This is a genomic window from Pseudomonas sp. AC211, from assembly GCF_979258055.1.
Map to the genome: position 1 here is coordinate 3770657 of NZ_OZ409830.1, position 20084 is coordinate 3790740.

At 59.0% G+C, this 20084-nt stretch carries 22 protein-coding genes and 1 pseudogene; 1 reads left to right on the forward strand and 22 read right to left on the reverse strand.

Features of this window, described 5'->3' with window-relative positions; genetic code table 11:
- Positions 1-117: 117 nt before the first annotated feature.
- From bamB to trmJ, 18 genes and pseudogenes are all read right to left on the reverse strand, one after another.
- Positions 118-1269, reverse strand: a complete 1152-nt coding sequence (bamB, locus tag ACZZZP_RS17845) for an outer membrane protein assembly factor BamB (protein WP_122494096.1) — start codon at positions 1267-1269, stop codon at positions 118-120.
- Positions 1262-1903: a YfgM family protein gene (locus ACZZZP_RS17850; RefSeq protein ID WP_463383627.1), complete on the reverse strand. Its 642-nt coding sequence runs from the start codon at positions 1901-1903 to the stop codon at positions 1262-1264. The genes bamB and ACZZZP_RS17850 overlap by 8 nt, the downstream gene beginning before the upstream one ends.
- A gap of 69 nt (positions 1904-1972) precedes the next feature.
- On the reverse strand, positions 1973-3262 hold the full coding sequence (gene hisS / locus ACZZZP_RS17855; protein WP_463383628.1) for a histidine--tRNA ligase: 1290 nt from the start codon (positions 3260-3262) through the stop codon (positions 1973-1975).
- Positions 3263-3286: 24 nt separating this feature from the next.
- A complete protein-coding gene (gene ispG / locus ACZZZP_RS17860) occupies positions 3287-4399 on the reverse strand; it encodes a flavodoxin-dependent (E)-4-hydroxy-3-methylbut-2-enyl-diphosphate synthase (protein WP_463383629.1) in 1113 nt (370 codons plus the stop codon).
- Between the two features lie 2 nt (positions 4400-4401).
- Complete coding sequence (locus ACZZZP_RS17865; protein ID WP_463383630.1) at positions 4402-5430, reverse strand: helix-turn-helix domain-containing protein; 1029 nt, start codon at positions 5428-5430, stop codon at positions 4402-4404.
- Complete coding sequence (gene pilW / locus ACZZZP_RS17870; RefSeq protein WP_463383631.1) at positions 5430-6185, reverse strand: type IV pilus biogenesis/stability protein PilW; 756 nt, start codon at positions 6183-6185, stop codon at positions 5430-5432. The genes ACZZZP_RS17865 and pilW overlap by 1 nt, the downstream gene beginning before the upstream one ends.
- 12 nt (positions 6186-6197) lie before the next feature.
- On the reverse strand, positions 6198-7346 hold the full coding sequence (rlmN, locus tag ACZZZP_RS17875; protein ID WP_122452576.1) for a dual-specificity RNA methyltransferase RlmN: 1149 nt from the start codon (positions 7344-7346) through the stop codon (positions 6198-6200).
- 25 nt (positions 7347-7371) lie between these two features.
- The gene (ndk, locus tag ACZZZP_RS17880; RefSeq protein ID WP_108095966.1) at positions 7372-7803 is read right to left on the reverse strand and encodes a nucleoside-diphosphate kinase; all 432 of its coding nucleotides are present in this window, start codon (positions 7801-7803) and stop codon (positions 7372-7374) included.
- A 114-nt stretch (positions 7804-7917) separates the two neighbouring features.
- On the reverse strand, positions 7918-8118 hold the full coding sequence (gene iscX / locus ACZZZP_RS17885; protein WP_122494102.1) for a Fe-S cluster assembly protein IscX: 201 nt from the start codon (positions 8116-8118) through the stop codon (positions 7918-7920).
- A 14-nt stretch (positions 8119-8132) separates the two neighbouring features.
- Positions 8133-8474, reverse strand: a complete 342-nt coding sequence (gene fdx, locus ACZZZP_RS17890) for an ISC system 2Fe-2S type ferredoxin (protein WP_122452574.1) — start codon at positions 8472-8474, stop codon at positions 8133-8135.
- Positions 8474-10339, reverse strand: coding sequence for a Fe-S protein assembly chaperone HscA (gene hscA / locus ACZZZP_RS17895; protein WP_463383632.1), 1866 nt, complete (start codon positions 10337-10339; stop codon positions 8474-8476). The genes fdx and hscA overlap by 1 nt, the downstream gene beginning before the upstream one ends.
- A 41-nt stretch (positions 10340-10380) precedes the next feature.
- Positions 10381-10902, reverse strand: coding sequence for a co-chaperone HscB (gene hscB / locus ACZZZP_RS17900; RefSeq protein WP_463383633.1), 522 nt, complete (start codon positions 10900-10902; stop codon positions 10381-10383).
- A gap of 8 nt (positions 10903-10910) precedes the next feature.
- Positions 10911-11234, reverse strand: coding sequence for an iron-sulfur cluster assembly protein IscA (gene iscA, locus ACZZZP_RS17905; protein WP_122494105.1), 324 nt, complete (start codon positions 11232-11234; stop codon positions 10911-10913).
- A 30-nt stretch (positions 11235-11264) separates the two neighbouring features.
- A complete protein-coding gene (gene iscU / locus ACZZZP_RS17910; RefSeq protein WP_108095972.1) occupies positions 11265-11651 on the reverse strand; it encodes a Fe-S cluster assembly scaffold IscU in 387 nt (128 codons plus the stop codon).
- A 50-nt stretch (positions 11652-11701) separates the two neighbouring features.
- On the reverse strand, positions 11702-12916 hold the full coding sequence (locus ACZZZP_RS17915) for an IscS subfamily cysteine desulfurase (protein WP_122494106.1): 1215 nt from the start codon (positions 12914-12916) through the stop codon (positions 11702-11704).
- A 45-nt stretch (positions 12917-12961) separates the two neighbouring features.
- Positions 12962-13453 carry a Fe-S cluster assembly transcriptional regulator IscR gene (gene iscR / locus ACZZZP_RS17920; protein ID WP_122452570.1) on the reverse strand — a complete coding sequence of 164 codons (492 nt, stop codon included), beginning with the start codon at positions 13451-13453 and terminating at the stop codon, positions 12962-12964.
- Between the two features lie 141 nt (positions 13454-13594).
- Positions 13595-14375: pseudogene (gene cysE, locus ACZZZP_RS17925) on the reverse strand (serine O-acetyltransferase).
- Positions 14368-15147 (reverse strand): tRNA (cytosine(32)/uridine(32)-2'-O)-methyltransferase TrmJ, encoded by a 780-nt coding sequence (trmJ, locus tag ACZZZP_RS17930; protein ID WP_122494108.1) that lies wholly within the window; start codon positions 15145-15147, stop codon positions 14368-14370. The pseudogene cysE and the gene trmJ overlap by 8 nt, the downstream one beginning before the upstream one ends.
- Before the next feature lie 144 nt (positions 15148-15291).
- Between trmJ and suhB the strand changes: the two genes are divergently transcribed.
- Positions 15292-16107, forward strand: a complete 816-nt coding sequence (gene suhB, locus ACZZZP_RS17935) for a type III secretion system regulator SuhB (RefSeq protein ID WP_122494109.1) — start codon at positions 15292-15294, stop codon at positions 16105-16107.
- Positions 16108-16185: 78 nt separating this feature from the next.
- Here suhB and ACZZZP_RS17940 read toward each other — a convergent pair whose 3' ends face one another.
- From ACZZZP_RS17940 to yajC, 4 genes are all read right to left on the reverse strand, one after another.
- Positions 16186-16740, reverse strand: coding sequence for a glycine zipper 2TM domain-containing protein (locus ACZZZP_RS17940; protein ID WP_122494110.1), 555 nt, complete (start codon positions 16738-16740; stop codon positions 16186-16188).
- 144 nt (positions 16741-16884) lie between these two features.
- Entirely contained in the window at positions 16885-17796 is a 912-nt protein-coding gene (gene secF / locus ACZZZP_RS17945) for a protein translocase subunit SecF (RefSeq protein ID WP_122494111.1), read from the reverse strand.
- Between the two features lie 9 nt (positions 17797-17805).
- Entirely contained in the window at positions 17806-19674 is a 1869-nt protein-coding gene (secD, locus tag ACZZZP_RS17950; RefSeq protein ID WP_463383635.1) for a protein translocase subunit SecD, read from the reverse strand.
- Positions 19675-19738: 64 nt separating this feature from the next.
- Positions 19739-20080, reverse strand: coding sequence for a preprotein translocase subunit YajC (gene yajC / locus ACZZZP_RS17955; RefSeq protein ID WP_122452563.1), 342 nt, complete (start codon positions 20078-20080; stop codon positions 19739-19741).
- Positions 20081-20084 lie beyond the last annotated feature (4 nt).

Below are 20084 nucleotides of genomic sequence, written 5' to 3' on the forward strand. Positions count from 1 at the left end.
TCCACTCAATTGCAGAAAACACAAAGGCCGCTACCGTCGAACGGCAGCGGCCGGACTCATGAAGCGTAGGTTAGCCAACGGGTTGCTCCATAGTGGGAGCCGCCCGCTGAGCCCCACCTACTTGATGGTCAGCGCAACCAACTCACCGCTGTTACCGAAGGCGTACAGCCAGTCGGCGACCACCAATGGTCGAGCACGCAGACCGTCGCTGTCGATGCGCGTACGCCCGACAAAACGACCGTCTACTTGGCTGACCAAGTGCAAATAGCCTTCGAAGTCGCCAAAGGCAATGTAGCTGGAGAACACTTCCGGCGCCGACAACTCACGGCGCGCCAAGGATTCATTGCTCCACAGCGCCGAAGCGGAACGCTCATCGACGCTTTCCACGGTGCCATTGGCCAGGCAGAGGTAAACGCTGCCGATGCTCTCGGCCAGGCCGACGTTACTCGACGCTTCGCGCTGCCAGATGATGCGGCCATTGCTCGCATCCAGACCGGCGACGCGACCGTTGTAGGTCACTGCGTACAGGGTGTTGCCCGAGAGCAGCAAGCCGCCGTCGATATCGACCACGCGGTCCAGCTCGGAGCGACCTTGTGGCACGGCAACGCGCTGTTCCCATGCAGGCAAGCCGCGCTGGGTGTCGAGAGCAATCACCTTGCCGGTCGACAGGCCGGCGAAGGCCAAACGGTCGTTGACGACAGGGGCGCCGGTGCCACGCAGGGTCAGCACCGCTGGGGTGCTTTCGTAGATCCAGCGCTGAGCGCCGCTGCTGGCTTCCAGGCCAATGATGCGGTCGTCCTGGGTTTGCACCACGACCACATCACCGTTGGTGGCCGGCGGTGCCAGCACTTCGCTGGTGACCTTGGCGCGCCATTTTTCTTCGCCGGTCGCACCGTCCAGGGCAACCACTTCGCCTTTCAGGGTGCCGACCAATACCAGACCGCTACCGGCGCCAACGGCACCCGATACCGGCAGGTCGAGGTCGGTTTCCCACAGCTTGTCGCCGGAGAAACGATTAATGGCCATGACTTCGCCGTTTACGTCAGCGGCGAAGATGGTGTCGCCATCAATGGCGGGAACCAGCATGTTGAAGGTGTCGCCCTGGCCATCGCCAATCGAGCGGCTCCATTCTTTTTTCAGCTCAACTTCTTCGGTGAAGTCAGGCAGCTCGGCTGGTGGCAGTTCTTTCTTGCTAGTGCTGCTGCAACCCGTGGCAAGAACGGCCAGGGCCAGCAGTGCGGCATATTTCCAGCGCATCACTTCACGCATCCCCTTTGGCCAGATCGTCGAGCTTCATTTGCAAGCCACCCACTGCCGCTTCATCGGACAGGGCTGCCTTGGCCTTTTCATAAGCGCCACGGGCATCGTCGGCACGGCCGACTTTGACCAGCAGGTCGCCTTTAAGCTCTTCGCGGCTGGCGACGAACGCTTTTTCCGCATCGCCATCAAGCAGCTTGAGACCCTCTTCAGCTTTGTTCTGAGCAGCCAGAACACGGGCCAGACGCTGACGTGCGAGTTCCTGAATAGTGGCATCAACAGGCTTGTCGACCACGGTTTTCAGCTCTGCTGCAGCATCGTCTAGCTTGCCGGCATCCACCGCGATTTTTGCGGCGAACAGACTGGCGTACTGGGCGTAATAGGTGCCTGCGTAATCGTTTTTGAGCTTGTTGGACAGCTCGGCCACTTTGGCGACATCGGGCTTACCGGCTGGATCAAAGGTCGTTTCCAGCAGCTGCTGATAAAGCATCGAGGCGTTTTGCGCCTGGCTGGTCTGGTACTTGTGCCAGTAATTCCAGCCCGCCACGACTGCCAGGGCGAGCACGCCGCCGGTCAGCAGGGGTTTGCCGTTGCGGTTCCACCAGTCCTTGATGTCCGCCAGTTGTTCGTCTTCGGTACTCGACACGCCAATGCTCCTTAAACCTGCTGAATGCTCAAACCTGGTGTTCACACCGGTTGTGTTTTGAACCCGCTGTCACGCCTGTTGCAAGCGGGTTACCAGGTGCTCGGCCAGAGCATCCCAGGCAATATTTTCTTGTTCGCCCTGACCACGGAGCGGTTTGAAACCTACCACTTGCTGAGCCAGTTCATCTTCGCCCAGCACCACGGCGAACAACGCGCCGCTCTTGTCTGCTTTCTTGAGCTGGCTTTTGAAACTACCAGCGCCGGCGTTAACAACCAGGCGCAGGCCCGGAATCTGATCACGCAGACGCTCGGCCAGTTGCAGCCCGGCCAGTTCGGCCGTGTCGCCAAATGCACAGAAGTACACGTCCACTTGGCGCGCAATTTCTTCTGGTACTTTTTCCAGGGTTTCGAGCAGCAGAATCAGACGCTCAATGCCCATGGCGAAACCCACGCCGGCGGTAGGCTTGCCGCCCATTTGCTCGACCAGACCATCGTAGCGGCCACCGGCACACACGGTGCCCTGCGCGCCGAGTTTGTCGGTAACCCATTCGAATACGGTTTTGCTGTAGTAGTCGAGGCCGCGTACCAGTTTGCTATTGAGCACGTACGGAATGCCGGCGGCGTCCAAACGCGACTTCAAGCCTTCGAAGTGCAGGCGCGAGGCCTCGTCGAGGTAATCGGCTAGTTTCGGCGCATCGACCAGCAGCGCCTGGGTTTCCGGCACTTTGCTGTCGAGCACGCGCAGCGGGTTGCTGTGCAGCCGACGCTTGCTGTCTTCATCGAGCTGCTCGACACGCGCCGACAGGTAGTTCACCAGCGCATCACGGTAAGTGGCACGTGCTTCGCTGGTGCCCAGGCTGTTGAGCTCAAGTTTGACTGCATCGCGAATGCCGAGAAGGCCCCACAGACGCCACGTCAGGATGATCAATTCGGCGTCGATGTCCGGACCGTCGAGATTGAATACTTCCACGCCGATTTGGTGAAACTGGCGATAGCGCCCTTTTTGCGGACGCTCATGGCGAAACATCGGACCGATGTACCAGAGTTTCTGCACCTGGCCACCGCCGGAAATACCGTGTTCAAGCACGGCACGAACGCAGCTGGCGGTGCCTTCCGGGCGTAGGGTCAGGGAATCGCCGTTGCGGTCGTCGAAGGTGTACATCTCTTTTTCGACGATGTCGGTTACTTCGCCGATGGAGCGTTTGAACAGCTCGGTCGCTTCGACGATGGGCATGCGGATTTGGCGATAGCCATAGCCGTCGAGCAAACCAGCGACGCTGTTTTCGAAGTAGCGCCAGAGCGGGGTTTGCTCCGGAAGGATGTCGTTCATGCCACGAATGGCTTGCAGGGACTTACTCACACAGAATCCTTAGAGTTCTTCTTATTAGCCGCGGGCGATGAGCGCCGCGTCGGCTTCGACCTTTTCGGCCGCTTTCTGGCGAATCATCTGTTCAAGCTGATCCACCAGATTTTCGTTAGTCAGCTTTGAAGCGGGCTTGCCGTCGATGTACACCAGGTTATTCGGCGTACCGCCAGTGAGGCCGATATGGGCTTCCTTGGCCTCGCCAGGACCGTTGACGATACAGCCGATTACGGCCACGTCCAGCGGAACCAGCAAGTCTTCCAACCGCCCTTCCAGCTCGTTCATGGTTTTCACCACGTCGAAGTTCTGGCGAGAGCAGCTTGGACACGCAATAAAGTTGATGCCACGCGAGCGCAAGCGCAGGGATTTGAGGATGTCGTACCCGACTTTCACCTCTTCCACCGGGTCTGCCGCCAGCGAGATGCGGATGGTATCGCCAATTCCATCGGCAAGCAGCATGCCCAGGCCCACAGCCGACTTCACCGTGCCCGAACGCAAGCCGCCAGCCTCGGTGATGCCCAGGTGCAGCGGTTGCTCGATTTGCTTGGCCAGCAGGCGATACGCCGCCACGGCCATGAATACGTCGGACGCTTTGACGCTGACTTTGAAGTCGGGGAAATTCAGGCGGTCGAGGTGCTCGACGTGGCGCAGGGCCGACTCCACCAGCGCTTCAGGGGTCGGTTCGCCGTATTTCTTTTGCAGGTCTTTTTCCAGCGAGCCGGCGTTCACGCCGATGCGGATTGGAATGCCACGGTCGCGTGCGGCTTCGACCACGGCTTTAACGCGGTCTTCGCGACCGATATTGCCTGGGTTGATACGCAGGCAATCGACGCCAAGCTCAGCCACGCGCAGGGCGATTTTGTAGTCGAAGTGGATGTCGGCCACCAGCGGCACATTGCTCTGCAATTTGATTTTGCCGAAGGCTTCGGCAGCGTCCATGTCCGGTACGGAGACGCGCACGATGTCGGCGCCGGCTTCTTCCAAACGACGGATTTGATCGACCGTGGCGGCAACGTCGCAGGTATCGGTGTTGGTCATGCTCTGTACGGCAATCGGCGCGTCGCCGCCGACCGGTACGGAACCGACCCAGATCTTGCGCGAGACGCGACGGATGATTGGCGATTCGGCGTGCATGGTTATTGTCCCAACTTGATACGGGCGGTTTCGCCACTGGTGAACGGCGCTACGTCAACGGCCTGACCGTTGAAGCGCACTTGCGCGCCGCGGGCATAACCCAGGCGCAGTTCAAGCGGCGCTTTGCCGGAGACTTCGAGCTTTTCACCGGCGCGTTTCAAACCGCTGACCACAACTTTGCCGTTGCCATCGGTGAGCTGGATCCAGCAGTTGGCGCTGAAGTCCAACGCCACAACGCCTTCGCCAGCAGCGGCCACTACCGGCGCGGCGGGTGCGGCCTGAGGTGTCTGGCCAGCAGGCGCAGTCGGTGCGGCGGGCGCTTGTGTAAGTGACGGCGCGGAAGCGGGAGCGGCCGGTGCAGGGCTCGCTACGGACGGAGCCGTTGCGCCTGGCGCGGTTGTGGCTGGGGGCGTTGTAACCGGGGCTTGAGCGACAGGTGCTTCCGGCTGCATCGCCACTTCAGGCGACACTTCGGCCGGCACGGCTTCTTCAGCGCCTTCGGCGTCGACCACCGCCTGATCTTCCGGCTCGTCCAATGGATGAATTTCGGTTTTACCATCGGCGCCATCGACTTCAACATGGCCCAGGCTGATACCGCCTGTTTCAGTGGTGCGCCCAGCGGATTGGTCCTGCCACCAGAAGAAACCACCCGCCACCATGGCCAGCAACAGCAGCAGGCACACGATACGAAGCAAGTTTTGCGAAAGGCGCATGGGCTCTTCGATACGGCCGAGGCCATGCACGCTGCTGCCGGTGGCATCGGTGCCGGTGTATTGGTCGAACTCCTGAACGATCAGGGTTTGATCCATGCCCAGCAGTTTGGCGTAGGCACGCACATAGCCGCGCGCGAACGTGTGGCCTGGCAGTTGATCGAACTGTCCGGCTTCCAATTGAGTAAGGCGTTGGGTGGTCAGATTGAGCTGACCGGCCACGTCGGCCAGCGACCAGTTCCGGTTTTCGCGGGCTTTACGCAGCGTCTCGCCGGGGTTACTGCGAGGGACCGCTAGAGCTTCTGGATGCACCGCTTTCATCATTGCTCCGACATGTATTGCTTGTATTCCGGCGTACCGGGATAGAGACGTTTGAGCTGCAGGCCAAGCGTCGCCGCTTTGTCGCGGTCATCGAAAATCTTGGCCAGTCGAGCGCCAAGCAGCAGGCTTTCAGCATTTTGTTCGGTGATCTTGCTGAAGGCGTCGTAATACTTGCGCGCAGGCACGTATTCCTTGTCTTCATAGGCCAGCTTGGCCAACTCCAAATGCGGGCGCGCCTGACGTTTGTTCAGACGAATCGAGCGTTCGAAGTATTGTTTGGCCTGGGCGCGATCTTTGAGTTTCAAAGACACCAGGCCAAGGTTCTGGAACACCCGCGAGCGCTCCGGGTACATGTTGTCTTTTACCGCTTCGAGATAGCGGTCTTTAGCTTCCTGGTAACGGCCTTGCTCGTACAGGAATGCCCCGTAGTTATTCAGAAAGCGCGGATCCGGACGGCTGGAGATGGCTTTACGAAAATGCTCATCGGCCAGTTCCGGTTCCATTTCGGTTTGGAACAGGATGGCGAGCGCGCCATTGGCGTCGGCATTGCTTGGGTCAAGCTCCAAGGCCTTTTTCAACGGCACTTTGGCCTGTTCGGTGTTGCCCTGATTGAGGTAGCCGATGCCCAGTTGAATGTACGCATCACGCGCTTCGTCACGCCCTTTGTCGGTTTTCATCGGGTCGACCTGACCCGTCGAGACACAGCCAAACAGTAAGCCAGTGAACAGAAGCAGCAGCGCAGTGCGCAATGTCATAGGTGTCCTACCTTAGGTTCGGTTTGCAGCGGTACGTGGAGCGTCAGCCTCGTTGCTCAGTTGGCGCACGGCAATGTAGCGCTCGCTACGGCGGGTGCGATCCATAACCTGGCCAACCAGTTGCCCGCAAGCAGCATCAATGTCTTCGCCGCGCGTGGTGCGCACGGTGACGTTGTGCCCTGCTTTATACAGCAGGTCTTGGAAGCGGCGAATACTGTTGTTGCTGGGCCGCTCGTAACCGGAATGGGGGAAAGGGTTGAACGGGATCAAGTTGATCTTGCAAGGAATGTCCTTGAGCAACTCGATCATCTCCTCAGCGTGTTCGGTGCGGTCGTTGACGTCTTTGAGCAAGGTGTACTCGATGGTCAATACACGCTTTTCGCCGAGGCGCGCCACGTAGCGTTTGCACGCGGCGAGGAGCATGGCCAGAGGATACTTCTTGTTGATCGGCACGAGTGTGTTGCGCAGCGCATCGTTGGGCGCGTGCAGCGACAGGGCCAGGGACACGTCGATGACTTCGCCGAGCTTGTCGATCATCGGCACCACGCCCGAGGTGGACAACGTCACCTTGCGCTTGGAGATGCCATAGCCGAGGTCGTCCATCATCAGGTGCATGGCGGCGACCACGTTGTCGAAGTTCAACAGCGGTTCGCCCATGCCCATCATCACCACGTTGGTGATGGCGCGATCAATTTTCGCCGGCACACTGCCGAACGATTTGTTGGCGATCCACACCTGGCCGATGATTTCGGCCGCCGTCAGATCGCTGTTGAAACCTTGTTTACCGGTGGAGCAGAAACTGCAGTCCAGCGCGCAACCGGCCTGCGAGGAAACGCAGAGGGTGCCGCGACTGCCTTGGGGAATGTATACGGTCTCGACACAGCTGCCAGAGGCCACACGCACGACCCATTTGCGGGTGCCGTCGGTGGAGATGTCTTCACTCACCACCTCCGGCCCACGAATCTCGGCACGGGCCTCGAGCTTTTCGCGCAAGACCTTGCCGACATTGGTCATGGCGGCGAAATTATCGACGCCAAAGTGGTGAATCCACTTCATCACCTGACCGGCACGAAAACGCTTCTCCCCGATAGAGTCGAAGAATTGTTCCATCTCAGGCTGGGTCAGACCCAGGAGATTAATTTTGCCGGTAGCTTCAGTCATGTCTTCACCCTCGCCCGTTCGCTGATTAGCGAGTACGTGCAGTTACTTCGGTTGCAGCGAAGAAGTACGAAATTTCGCGAGCAGCAGCGGCTTCGGAGTCCGAACCGTGAACGGCGTTGGCGTCGATCGAGTCGGCGAAGTCAGCGCGGATGGTGCCGGCGGCAGCTTCTTTAGGGTTGGTAGCGCCCATCAGTTCGCGGTTTTTGGCGATGGCGTCTTCGCCTTCCAGAACCTGAACAACAACCGGACCGGAGATCATGAAAGCAACCAGCTCGCCGAAGAAGCCACGAGCGCTGTGCTCAGCGTAGAAGCCTTCAGCTTCAGCTTTGGACAGTTGTTTCATTTTCGAAGCAACGACGCGCAGGCCGGCTTTTTCGAAACGGGTAACGATTTCGCCGATTACGTTTTTAGCAACGGCGTCGGGCTTGATGATGGAGAAAGTGCGTTGAACAGCCATGTGAAGCTCCAGAAACTGAGAGTTAAGCCAAAAATTAAACCCGCGAATTATACGCGGGTTCCTGTTAAATGCGTAGGGCTGGCGCCCAGCTGTGGTGCGCCAACTGAGGCGAAATCAGTCGGCTTCTTCGATCCACGCCGCCTGAATGGCCTCTAATACTTTCTCACCGCCACGTTGCGGATCGTCGTTGAACTCAGGCAATGCAGCGACCCAACGTTGCAGGTCGACGAAGTTGACGTAGCGCGGATCCACGTCGGGCTTGCTGTCAGCCAGTTGAATGGCGATTTCCAGAACATCAGTCCACTTCAGACTCATGACACTTCCTTGAATCAATGCGGCGCTTCGGCGGCGTGATTGAGCGAGTATTTCGGAATTTCGACGGTGATGTCTTCGGTACCAACAATCGCCTGACACGCCAGACGCGACTGAGCCTCAAGGCCCCAGGCACGGTCGAGAAAGTCCTCCTCGAGCTCGTCCGCCTCTTCCAGGGAATCGAACCCTTCGCGCACGATGCAATGGCAGGTCGTGCAGGCGCAGACGCCGCCGCAGGCGCTTTCCATTTCAATATGGTGCTCGTGCGCCAAATCCAAAATGGAAGTGCCCGGTTCAGCCTCGACAACCATGCCTTCAGGGCAAAATTTCGGGTGGGGCAGAAAAATAACCTGCGGCATCAGTTGTCCTCAATTTCATTCAGATTGCGCCCTGCCAGCGCGGCTTTCACCGTCGAGTCCAGACGGCGGGCAGCAAAGGCGTCGGTGACCTGCGACAGGCGCTTGGTCTGCTGCTCGATGGCATAACCATCCGAGCCTTTCATCAATTCACTCAGTTCCTGCATCTGCAGGTCGATGACCATGCGCTCTTCGGCGTCGAGCAACCGCTCGCCGTCCGCTTCCAGCGCGGCTTGAACGGCCTCAATCAAACGCTGCGCATCCACTTGCTGCTCGCGCAACACGCGGGCGACCTTGTCATCGCCGGCGTTCTGGAACGAGTCCTGAAGCATGCGGGCGATTTCGCCGTCGGTGAGCCCGTAAGACGGCTTCACCTGGATGCTGGCTTCAACGCCGGACGCCAATTCGCGTGCGGCAACACTGAGCAGGCCATCGGCATCCACCTGAAAGGTCACGCGAATTTTCGCCGCGCCGGCCACCATGGCGGGAATGCCGCGCAGCTCAAAGCGTGCCAGGGAGCGGCAGTCGCTGATCAGCTCGCGCTCGCCTTGCAGCACGTGAATCATCATGGCCGTCTGGCCGTCTTTATAGGTGGTGAAGTCTTGCGCGCGGGCAACCGGAATCGTGGTGTTGCGCGGAATGACTTTCTCCATCAAGCCGCCCATGGTTTCCAGCCCCAGGGACAGCGGAATGACGTCTAGCAACAGCAGCTCTTCGCCATTGCGTTTGTTGCCTGCCAGGGTATCGGCCTGGATCGCGGCACCAATGGCCACCACTTGATCTGGGTCGATGTCGGTTAGCGGCGTGCGGCCAAACAGCTCGCCTACCACGGTACGCACACGCGGAACGCGAGTTGAGCCACCAACCATGACCACGGCTTTGACTTCATCCACTTCGATGTTTGCGTCTCGCACGGCGCGGCGGCAGGCTTTGAGGCTGCGCTGCAACATGGGCTCGATAAGGCTATCGAAATGGGCGCGCGACAGCTCACCGCTCCAGTCGCCGAAGCTGACGCCCACAGAATCGGCGTCGGTCAGCGCTTCTTTGGCAGCACAAGCGGCCTGCAACAAACCGCGCTGCTCACCGGGGGCGATGTCGGTGGAAATACCCGCCTGCTCAACAATCCAGCCAGCAATGGCATGGTCGAAATCGTCGCCGCCCAGCGCGGTATCGCCGCCGGTGGCGAGCACTTCGAACACGCCGCCAGTCAGGCGCAGAATCGAGATATCGAAGGTGCCACCACCCAGGTCATAAATGGCAACTACGCCTTCAGCGTTCTGATCCAACCCATATGCCACGGCGGCGGCCGTCGGCTCGTTGAGCAGGCGCAGCACGTTAAGGCCGGCCAGGCGGGCGGCGTCCTTGGTGGCTTGACGCTGCGCGTCGTCGAAATAGGCGGGAACCGTAATGACTGCGCCGACAAGGTCGCCGCCCAAAGCAGCTTCGGCACGCACACGCAGCACTTTTAGGATTTCGGCAGACACTTCCACGGGGCTTTTAGCGCCCTGCACCGTTTCGATAAATGGCATGTGCGATTCGCCGCTAACAAAACGGTAAGGCAGCTGTTCACCGAGCTGCTTCACGTCAGCCAGGCCACGCCCCATAAGGCGTTTGACCGACAGCACGGTATTGAACGGGTCACTCGCGGCGGCGGCTTTGGCAGCGCCCCCGACCTCAACGTGATCGCTGTGATAACGCACGGCGGACGGCAGGATGACCTCGCCATCGGCGTCGGCGATGGGCGCCGAAACGCCACTGCGCAACGCCGCTACCAGCGAGTTGGTGGTGCCCAGGTCGATACCAACGGCCAAACGCCGTTGATGCGGTTGCGGGCTTTGCCCGGGTTCAGCGATCTGCAGTAATGCCATGCTTGTCTGCGCATCAGGCGCGCCGCCTGGGCGGCGCGGAATTAATCGTCGAGGCGCTCTTCCAACTGGCGCACTTCGTAGCTGAGCTTGTCGAGGAACTGCATGCGGCGAACCAGGCGCTCGGCCTCGTCTATGCGCGCAGTCTCATCCCAACAGGCGGCAAAACGGTCGCTGAGCTCATCCTGAGCAGCCTTCAAGCGACGTTTGAATGTGGCGACACCGGCCAGGTCGGCGCTGTCTAGCAGGTCTTCAAGTTCCTCGCGCCATTGCATTTGCTGCATGAGGAACTCGGGATCCTGCACGGTGACTTCCAGCGGCAGCTCGTGGCCACGCAACGCCAGCAGATAACGCGCCCGTTTTGGCGCGTTTCTCAGCGTCTGGTAGGCGTCGTTTAGGCTCGCCGAATGCTCCAGCGCCAACCGCTGCTCACGCTCAGAGGCGTCGGCGAAGCGGTCGGGGTGCACGCTACGCGCCAGCTCGCGATACCGCGTAGCCAGCTGCTCAAGATCCAGACGGAAGCTGGGTTGCAGGTCAAACAATGCAAAGTGACAAGGGGTGCCCACAGCCAGCCTCAGATGTTGAAGCTCTCGCCGCAGCCACATTCGCCGCGCACGTTAGGGTTATTGAACTTGAAGCCTTCGTTCAAACCTTCTTTGACGAAGTCCAGTTCAGTACCGTCGAGGTACACCAGGCTTTTCGGGTCGATGATCACTTTCACGCCGTGACTTTCGAACACCTGGTCTTCGCCTTGTGCTTCGTCGACAAACTCCAGGACGTAGGCCAGGCCCGAGCAGCCGGTGGTGCGAACACCCAGGCGAATACCGTCACCTTTGCCACGCCCGTCGAGGGAGCGGCGTACGTGTTGGGCCGCCGCTTCGGTCATGCTGATAGCCATGAGAACTCCTTAGTCGCAAACGACTGCTGGTTAGAGCAGGCCTTTCTTCTGCTTGTAGTCGCGAACGGCCGCCTTGATGGCGTCTTCGGCGAGTACCGAGCAGTGGATCTTCACCGGTGGCAGAGCAAGCTCTTCAGCCAACTGGGTGTTCTTGATGGTTTCGGCTTCATCCAGGGTTTTGCCCTTCATCCACTCGGTGGCGAGGGAGCTGGAGGCGATAGCCGAACCGCAGCCGTAGGTTTTGAACTTGGCGTCTTCAATAACGCCCTGATCGTTAACCTTGATCTGCAGACGCATCACGTCGCCGCACGCCGGCGCGCCGACCATGCCGGTGCCGACATCAGGATCTTCCGCGTCCATCTTGCCGACGTTGCGCGGGTTCTCGTAGTGGTCGATGACCTTTTCGCTATAAGCCATGATTCATTTCTCTCTCATCAGGAGCAGGTGCCGCTCTTATTGGCAGCTAATTAATGTGCCGCCCATTCCACTTTGGAAATATCGACACCTTCTTTAAACATGTCCCACAGCGGCGACAGCTCGCGCAGTTTGGTAACTGCCTCGCGTACTTTGGCTGCGGCGTAGTCAACTTCTTCTTCGGTGGTGAAACGGCCGAAGGTGAAACGGATCGAGCTATGTGCCAATTCGTCGTTGCGGCCCAGGGCGCGCAGTACATACGAAGGCTCCAGGGAAGCCGAGGTGCAGGCCGAACCGGACGAAACCGCCAGGTCTTTAAGCGCCATGATCAGCGACTCGCCTTCCACATAGTTGAAGCTCAGGTTCAGGTTGTGCGGCACGCGAGCGGTGCTGCTGCCGTTCACATACAGCTCTTCCAGGCCGTCGACCTGCTTGAAGAAGCGCTCGTTCAGGGCAGCGATGCGCTGGTTTTCCTGAGCCATTTCTTCTTTGGCGATACGGAACGCTTCGCCCATGCCGACGATTTGGTGAGTGGCCAAGGTGCCCGAACGCATGCCGCGCTCGTGACCGCCGCCGTGTGTCTGAGCTTCAAGACGTACACGTGGCTTACGGCTGACATACAGGGCGCCGATGCCTTTAGGACCATAGGTTTTGTGCGCCGAGAAGGACATCAAATCGACCTTCAGCTTGCTCAGATCGATATCGACCTTGCCGGTGGACTGAGCCGCATCGACGTGGAACAACACGCCGCGCGAGCGAGTCAGCTCACCAATGGCCGCGATGTCGTTGATAACGCCGATCTCGTTGTTGACGTGCATGATCGACACCAGAATGGTGTCTTCACGCAGCACCGCTTCGATCATAGCCGGAGTGATCAGGCCATCTTCCTGCGGGTCGAGATAGGTCACTTCGAAGCCTTCGCGCTCAAGTTGGCGCGTGGTATCGAGCACGGCTTTGTGCTCGATCTTCGAGGTGATGATGTGTTTGCCCTTGCTCTTATAGAAGTGCGCAACACCTTTGATTGCCAGGTTGTCCGACTCGGTGGCACCGGAGGTCCAGACGATTTCGCGCGGGTCGGCATTCACCAACTCAGCCACCTGACGGCGACCGTTTTCCACGGCTTCTTCAGCTTTCCAGCCAAACACGTGGGAGCGCGAGGCCGGGTTACCGAAGTTACCGTCGACCAACAGGCATTCGCTCATTTTCTGCGCCACACGAGGATCAATCGGTGTAGTCGCGGAGTAATCGAGATAAATCGGCAATTTCATTGATGTCTCCTAATCAGGTGTAGGCCGGTCAGCCTGGCGCCCTACTCAATCGATGGCGGACGCTTCAATTTTATCCATGCGTGGCGTTCTGCCTGAGCAGTGACGCTGATCCTGGCGCCTGGCGATGTCTTGCACCTCGTGACGGGTGACAAGGTCGGCCAAACTGATACCACTAAGAAATTCGTGAATTTGCTGGCTCAGGTCGGACCACAAGTGGTGGGTCAGACAGGTGTCGCCATCGTGGCAACCGCTCAAGCCTTGGCAGCGCGTGGCATCGACCGACTCGTTCACCGCGTCGATCACCTGCACAACCTGAATGCCGCCCATGTCACGGGACAACTGATAGCCGCCACCGGGACCACGCACACTGGAAACCAGATTTCCGCGACGCAATTTGGCGAATAGTTGCTCGAGATACGACAGGGAAATGCCCTGGCGCTCGGAAATATCCGCCAGAGAAACCGGACCATGCTGGGCATGAAGTGCCAAATCGAGCATGGCGGTCACGGCGTAACGGCCTTTGGTAGTCAGTCGCATGGCTTGTACCGCAAGATCACTGAATATGCCGTAAGTATGCTATTCCCGAGTATTTAGGTCAACTATAAGACCGATTAAAACACTCGGGATTGCGCAAAATGGAGGGCGCGAATCATAGCAAAAAACGCATAGCGGCGCGCGTCAGGCGGCGGGCTTGTCGTCCAGACCTTTGCAGACGTCGTTGAAGTCTTCGTCACGCAATGTCGGCAGATCTTTCGCGCAATAATCGCTACCCAGCGCCTTGAGCGCCTCGCACATGCCTTCCAGGCGACCGTCTACCGCCTGCAGGTGATCCAGCATCTGGCCGATGGCTTTGGCCACGGGATCGAGGCATGTCAGGACTGACGCCATAAGCGTCGAACCCGAGCTTTTCGGCGATGGCCTGGCGCTTGGCTTCTGCTTCGTCATCAGCCTTGACGATGATGCGCCCCGGAATGCCGACAACCGTCGCACCGGCCGGCACCGGCTTGGTTACCACCGCATTGGAGCCAACCTTGGCGTTCGCGCCAACCGTGAACGGCCCGAGCACCTTGGCGCCCGCTCCCACTACCACACCGTTTTCCAATGTTGGGTGACGCTTGCCTTTGTTCCAACTGGTGCCGCCCAGGGTCACGCCTTGATAAAGGGTAACGTCGTCGCCAATCTCGGCGGTTTCGCCGATGACGATGCCCATGCCGTGGTCAATAAAGAAGCGCTTGCCGATTTTGGCGCCCGGGTGAATTTCGATGCCGGTCAGCCAGCGACCGAAGTTCGACACCATGCGCGCCAGCCATTTCCAGCCGGCCAACCACAACCAGCCAGACAGGCGATGCAACCAAATGGCGTGCAGACCCGGATAGCACGTCAGAACTTCGAAAGCGTTACGCGCCGCCGGGTCTCGGTGGAATACGCTTTGAATGTCTTCTCGTACGCGCTCAAACATCGTCACTTCTCCGCTTGTGTGGCTCACCGCGAGCGGCTTTTTGAGTCTCGGTCAAAATGCCGCGCAGAATATTCATTTCCGACTGACTTACCGCGCTACGGGCAAACAGCCGACGCAAGCGCGACATCAAATGCCGGGGGTTTTCCGGGTCGAGAAAACCGATCTGCACCAGCGTCGTTTCCAGATGACCGTAAAACCGCTCTAACTCGTCCATGGTCGACAACTGCTCGCTGCGCGGCGACGCCACTTCTGTTTTTTCCGCGCGCTTGCTTTGCCCCTGACTCGCAAGCCATGCCATGCGTACCTCATAAGCGAGCACTTGCACGGCGGCAGCGAGATTGAGCGAGCTGAAATCCGGATCGGACGGAATGTGAACGTGGTAATGACAGCGCTGCAGCTCTTCATTGGTAAGGCCGGCATATTCGCGACCAAAAACCAGGGCTACGTCACCACCCTCGGCAGCGCGCTCCACGGCGTGCACGCCACATTCGCGCGGATCCAGCATCGGCCATGGCATACGACGATCGCGGGCACTGGTGCCCAGCACAAGCGTGCAACCGACCAGCGCCTCTTCCAGCGTGGCGACGACTTGCGCGGCCTCAAGAATGCCATCGGCACCGGAGGCCCGTGCACTGGCTTCATGGCTGGGAAAGTCTTGCGGATCGACCAACACCAGGCGCGACAAGCCCATGTTTTTCATCGCCCGCGCGGCGCCGCCGATATTGCCGGGATGACTGGTATTGACCAAAACGACGCGGATATTTTCCAGCAACGAAAGCGCTCACACGGACAACAAAGGGAGGCAAATCTTACAGAAGCACCCCGGCAAACACCATGCGCACGCCAGGTGGGCCTTCTTCATCTATGGTTTTCTGTTAGAATGCTCGGCTTTCTTTAACGACCCAGGTGACCCTCCATGCAGCCTATGCTGAATATCGCGCTGCGCGCCGCCCGCAGCGCCAGTGAACTGATCTTCCGCTCCATCGAGCGCCTGGACACCATCAAGGTCGACGAAAAAGACGCCAAGGACTACGTGTCCGAAGTGGACCGCGCCGCTGAAACCAGCATCATCACCGCGCTGCGCAAAGCCTACCCAACCCACGCCATCCTCGGCGAAGAAACCGGCCTGCACGCCGGCAGTGGCGACGGCGAAGACTACCTCTGGATCATCGACCCACTAGACGGCACCACCAACTTCCTGCGCGGCATCCCGCACTTCGCGGTCAGCATTGCCTGCAAATACCGTGGCCGCCTGGAACACGCCGTCGTGCTCGACCCAGTCCGCCAAGAAGAATTCACCGCCAGCCGTGGCCGTGGCGCTCAGCTGAACGGCCGCCGCTTGCGCGTTAGCGGTCGCACCAGCCTCGAAGGCGCCCTGCTCGGCACCGGCTTCCCGTTCCGCGACGACCAAATGGACGGCCTCGACAATTACCTCGGCATGTTCCGCAGCCTGGTCGGCCAAACCGCCGGCATTCGCCGCGCCGGCGCTGCCAGTCTGGACTTGGCGTACGTGGCCGCCGGTCGTTTCGATGCATTCTGGGAAGCGGGCCTGTCCGAATGGGACATGGCCGCAGGCGTGCTGCTGATTCAGGAAGCTGGCGGTTTGGTCAGCGACTTCACTGGTGGCCACGAATTCCTGGAAAAGGGCCACGTGGTAGCCGGCAACACCAAATGCTTTAAGGCAGTGTTGACGGCCATTCAGCCGCACCTGTCGGCTCAGCAAAAACGCTAAGCCTAAGAACAATAAAAAACCGGCCAAGCGCCGGTTTTTTTATGGGCGAAAAAAAGCGCCCCGAAGGACGCTTTTTTCTTACTGCTGGACGGGCTGGTTCTGACCCAGAATCAGCTGACCGGTTTTTTCATCGACCGGAATTTGGCTGCCCGGATCACGATCCATCCGCACCTGACCCACTTTGTCTTTCAACTGGTACTTCACGTTGTAGCCGACCAGCTTGTCGCTGGTGTCGGTGACCGTATTGCACTTGGTTTCGGTGGTGGTATAGGTGTCATTGGACTGCATGTTTTCCTGCACCTTGTTACCGGCATAACCGCCGCCAACCGCACCCGCTACGGTGGCAATTTTCTTGCCGTTACCGCCGCCAACCTGGTTACCGAGCAGACCACCTGCCACAGCGCCCAATACGCTACCCACGATTTGATGTTGATCCTTGACCGGTTTTTGCCGAGTGACGGTTACATCTTTGCAAACTTGCCGCGGAGTCTTGATGGTTTCGTTGATCGGTTCCACCGCGAGCACTTGCGCGTATTCAGGACCGCCACCCACCAAGCTGTAAGTTGCAACAGCACCTCCGGCGGTAACACCTACCGCGCCCAGCACCGCACCAACTAGCATCGACTTGTTCACTTGAACCTCCTGGTTTACACCGAGACGCCGTAGCGCCTTTCTCCTAGCCTTGGAGTCTTTTTCCTACAGCCAGTTCAAAATTGCCGACGAAAAAAAACCGCGATGGGCTGCTCAGCACCATCGCGGTCTGGTCGACAAAGCGCCTTATGGGCGTTCGTCTACCTCTTCTGAAGACACTGGCGGAATAAGGTCTTCGACACTCAGGTTCAGCCAGATCAGCACGACGTTGGCGATGTAGATCGACGAGTAAGTACCCGCCAACACGCCGATAAACAGCGTAATCGAGAAACCGTAAAGGTTATCGCCACCCCAGACCAGCAACGCGCCGATAGCCAGCAAGGTCGAAATCGACGTTGCCATGGTGCGCAGCAGGGTTTGCGTGGTGGAAATGTCGATGTTCTCGACCAGCGTGGCTTTACGCAGCACACGGAAGTTTTCCCGCACACGATCGAATACCACGATGGTGTCGTTGAGCGAGTAACCGATGATCGCCAGTACCGCCGCCAGCACAGTCAGGTCGAACGTGATCTGGAAGTACGAGATCACACCCATGGCCACGATTACGTCGTGAATCAGCGAGGCGATGGCGCCCAGACCGAACTTCCACTGAAAGCGGAAAGCCAGGTACAGCATGATGCCGCCCAAGGCCAGCAACATGCCCAGGCCGCCCTGGTCGCGTAGTTCTTCACCGACCTGCGGGCCGACGAATTCAACGCGCTTCACGGTCGCCGGGTTATCACCGTCTACCGCACGCAGCGCATCGGCGACGCGTGTGCCCAGTTGCGGATCATCGCCCGGCATGCGCACCAGCAATTCGTTCGCAGCGCCGAAGCTCTGCACAACGGCATCGTTGAAGCCGGCCTTTTGCAGTTCTTCACGCACTTGCAGCAGGTTGGCGTCGCGCTCGTAAGTCAGCTCGATGAGCGTACCGCCGGTGAAATCCAGGCCGTAGTTGAGACCTTTGGTGAACAGGCTGAACAGCGCAATCGCGGTGAGCACCAAGGTGAAGCCGAACGCGATGTTGCGCACGGCCATAAACTTAATCGTACGTTTCATAGCGGCCCCTTAAATCCACAACTTCTTGAAGTCACGACCACCGAAAATCAGGTTAACCATGCCGCGGGTAACCATGATGGCGGTGAACATCGAAGTGACGATACCCAGCGACATGGTCACCGCGAAGCCTTTGATCGGCCCGGTACCCATGGCAAACAGGATGCCGCCGACCAACAGCGTGGTCAGGTTGGCGTCGAGAATCGCGGCATAGGCGCGGTCGAAACCTTCGTGAATCGCGCGCTGTACCGACATGCCATTGGCAATCTCTTCACGTATCCGCGAGAAAATCAGCACGTTGGCGTCCACCGCCATACCCATGGTCAGCACGATACCGGCGATACCTGGCAGGGTCAGCGTGGCGCCCAGCAGCGACATCAGCGCCAGCAGCATGACCATGTTGAACGCCAGTGCCACAGTGGCCAGCACACCAAAGAAGCGGTAGATGCAGATGATGAACAGCGACACCAGCAGCATGCCCCACAGCGAAGCATCGATACCTTTGGTGATGTTGTCCGCACCCAAGCTTGGGCCGATGGTGCGTTCTTCAGCGAAGTACATCGGCGCCGCCAAACCACCAGCACGCAGCAGCAGAGCCAGTTCAGACGACTCGCCCTTGCCTTCCAAGCCGGTGATACGGAACTGGCTGCCCAGTGGCGACTGAATGGTCGCCAGGCTGATGATTTTCTTCTCTTCTTTAAACGTCTGAACCGCTACGTCTTGCTCGACACCGTTGACCATTTGCTTGGTGTAGCGCGTGGTCGGCTTCTGCTCGATAAAGATCACCGCCATGCTGCGACCGACGTTGCTGCGCGTAGCGCGGCTCATCAATTCGCCGCCATGGCCGTCGAGACGGATGTTCACTTGCGGACGGCCGTTCTCATCGAAGCTGGCCGAGGCGTCGGTCACCTGATCACCGGTGATGATCAAGCCACGCTCCAACGGCACAGCCGGACGACCCGGCTCGCGGAACTCAAACGACTCAGTGGTCGCCTTGGTCGCATCAGGGCCAGCCGCCAGACGGAACTCCAGGTTGGCGGTTTTACCGAGAATACGTTTGGCCTCGGCAGTGTCTTGCACGCCTGGCAGCTCAACCACGATGCGGTTGGCACCCTGGCGCTGAACCAGCGGTTCGGCCACGCCCAGTTCGTTGACGCGGTTACGAACCGTGGTCAAGTTCTGCTTGATCGAGTATTCGCGAATTTCAGCCAGCTTGGCTGGGGTCATTTCCAGACGCAGCACTTGCATGCCATTGCGTTCGACTTCGGTCACCTGGAAATCTGTGAAATCTTTGCGGATCAGTGTTTTCGCTTTGCTCAGCGACTCATCGTCACTGAAGCCCAACTGAATGGCGCCATCTTGCTCGGGCAAACTGCGGTATTTCACGCGCTCTTTGCGCAGCAGGCTCTTCACATCGCCTTCGTACACTTTGCGGCGCGCGTCCAGCGCTTTGTCCATGTCCACTTCCAACAGGAAGTGCACGCCACCGGACAAGTCCAGACCCAGCTTCATTGGGCTGGCGCCCAGGTTGCGCAGCCAGGTCGGCGTGGTTTGGGCCAGGTTCAACGCCACCACGTAGTCGTCGCCCATCGTTTTGCGAATGACGTCTTTGGCCGGCAGTTGCTGTTCTTTCTTAACCAGACGGATCAGACCGCCCTTCCCCTGCGCAGCCAAGGTGGCCGCTTTGACCTCGATACCTGCGTCGGTCAGCGCCTTGCTCGCGCGGTCCAGGTCAGCCTGGCCGACCTGCAATGCGGTGCTGGCACCGCTGATCTGTACAGCCGGGTCATCCGGGTACAAGTTCGGCGCAGAGTAAATGAAGCCGATCACCAGAACCGCGACGATCAGCAGGTATTTCCACAGAGGGTATTTGTTCAGCATGACGCCGCCCGCTTATGACGCGGGGCGCCTTTAGCGCCCCGTCGAATGGTAAAAATGGTGGAGTTTAGATGGCTTTCAGCGTGCCCTTGGGCAGCGTGGCACCAATGGCGCCTTTCTGAATTTTCAGTTCAACGGTGTCGGATACTTCGATGACCACGAAATCGTCAGTCACTTTGGTGATCTTGCCGGCGATGCCACCGGAGGTGACCACTTCGTCGCCCTTCTGCAAATTGCTCAGCAGGTTCTTCTGCTCTTTCGCGCGCTTGGCCTGGGGACGCCAGATCATGAGGTAGAAAATGACCATGAAGCCGACCAGGAAAATGATCGACATGCTGTCGCCGCCCACCGGGCCAGCAGCAGCGGCTGGTGCCGTTTCAGCGAGCGCATCGGAAATGAAAAAGCCCATGTAA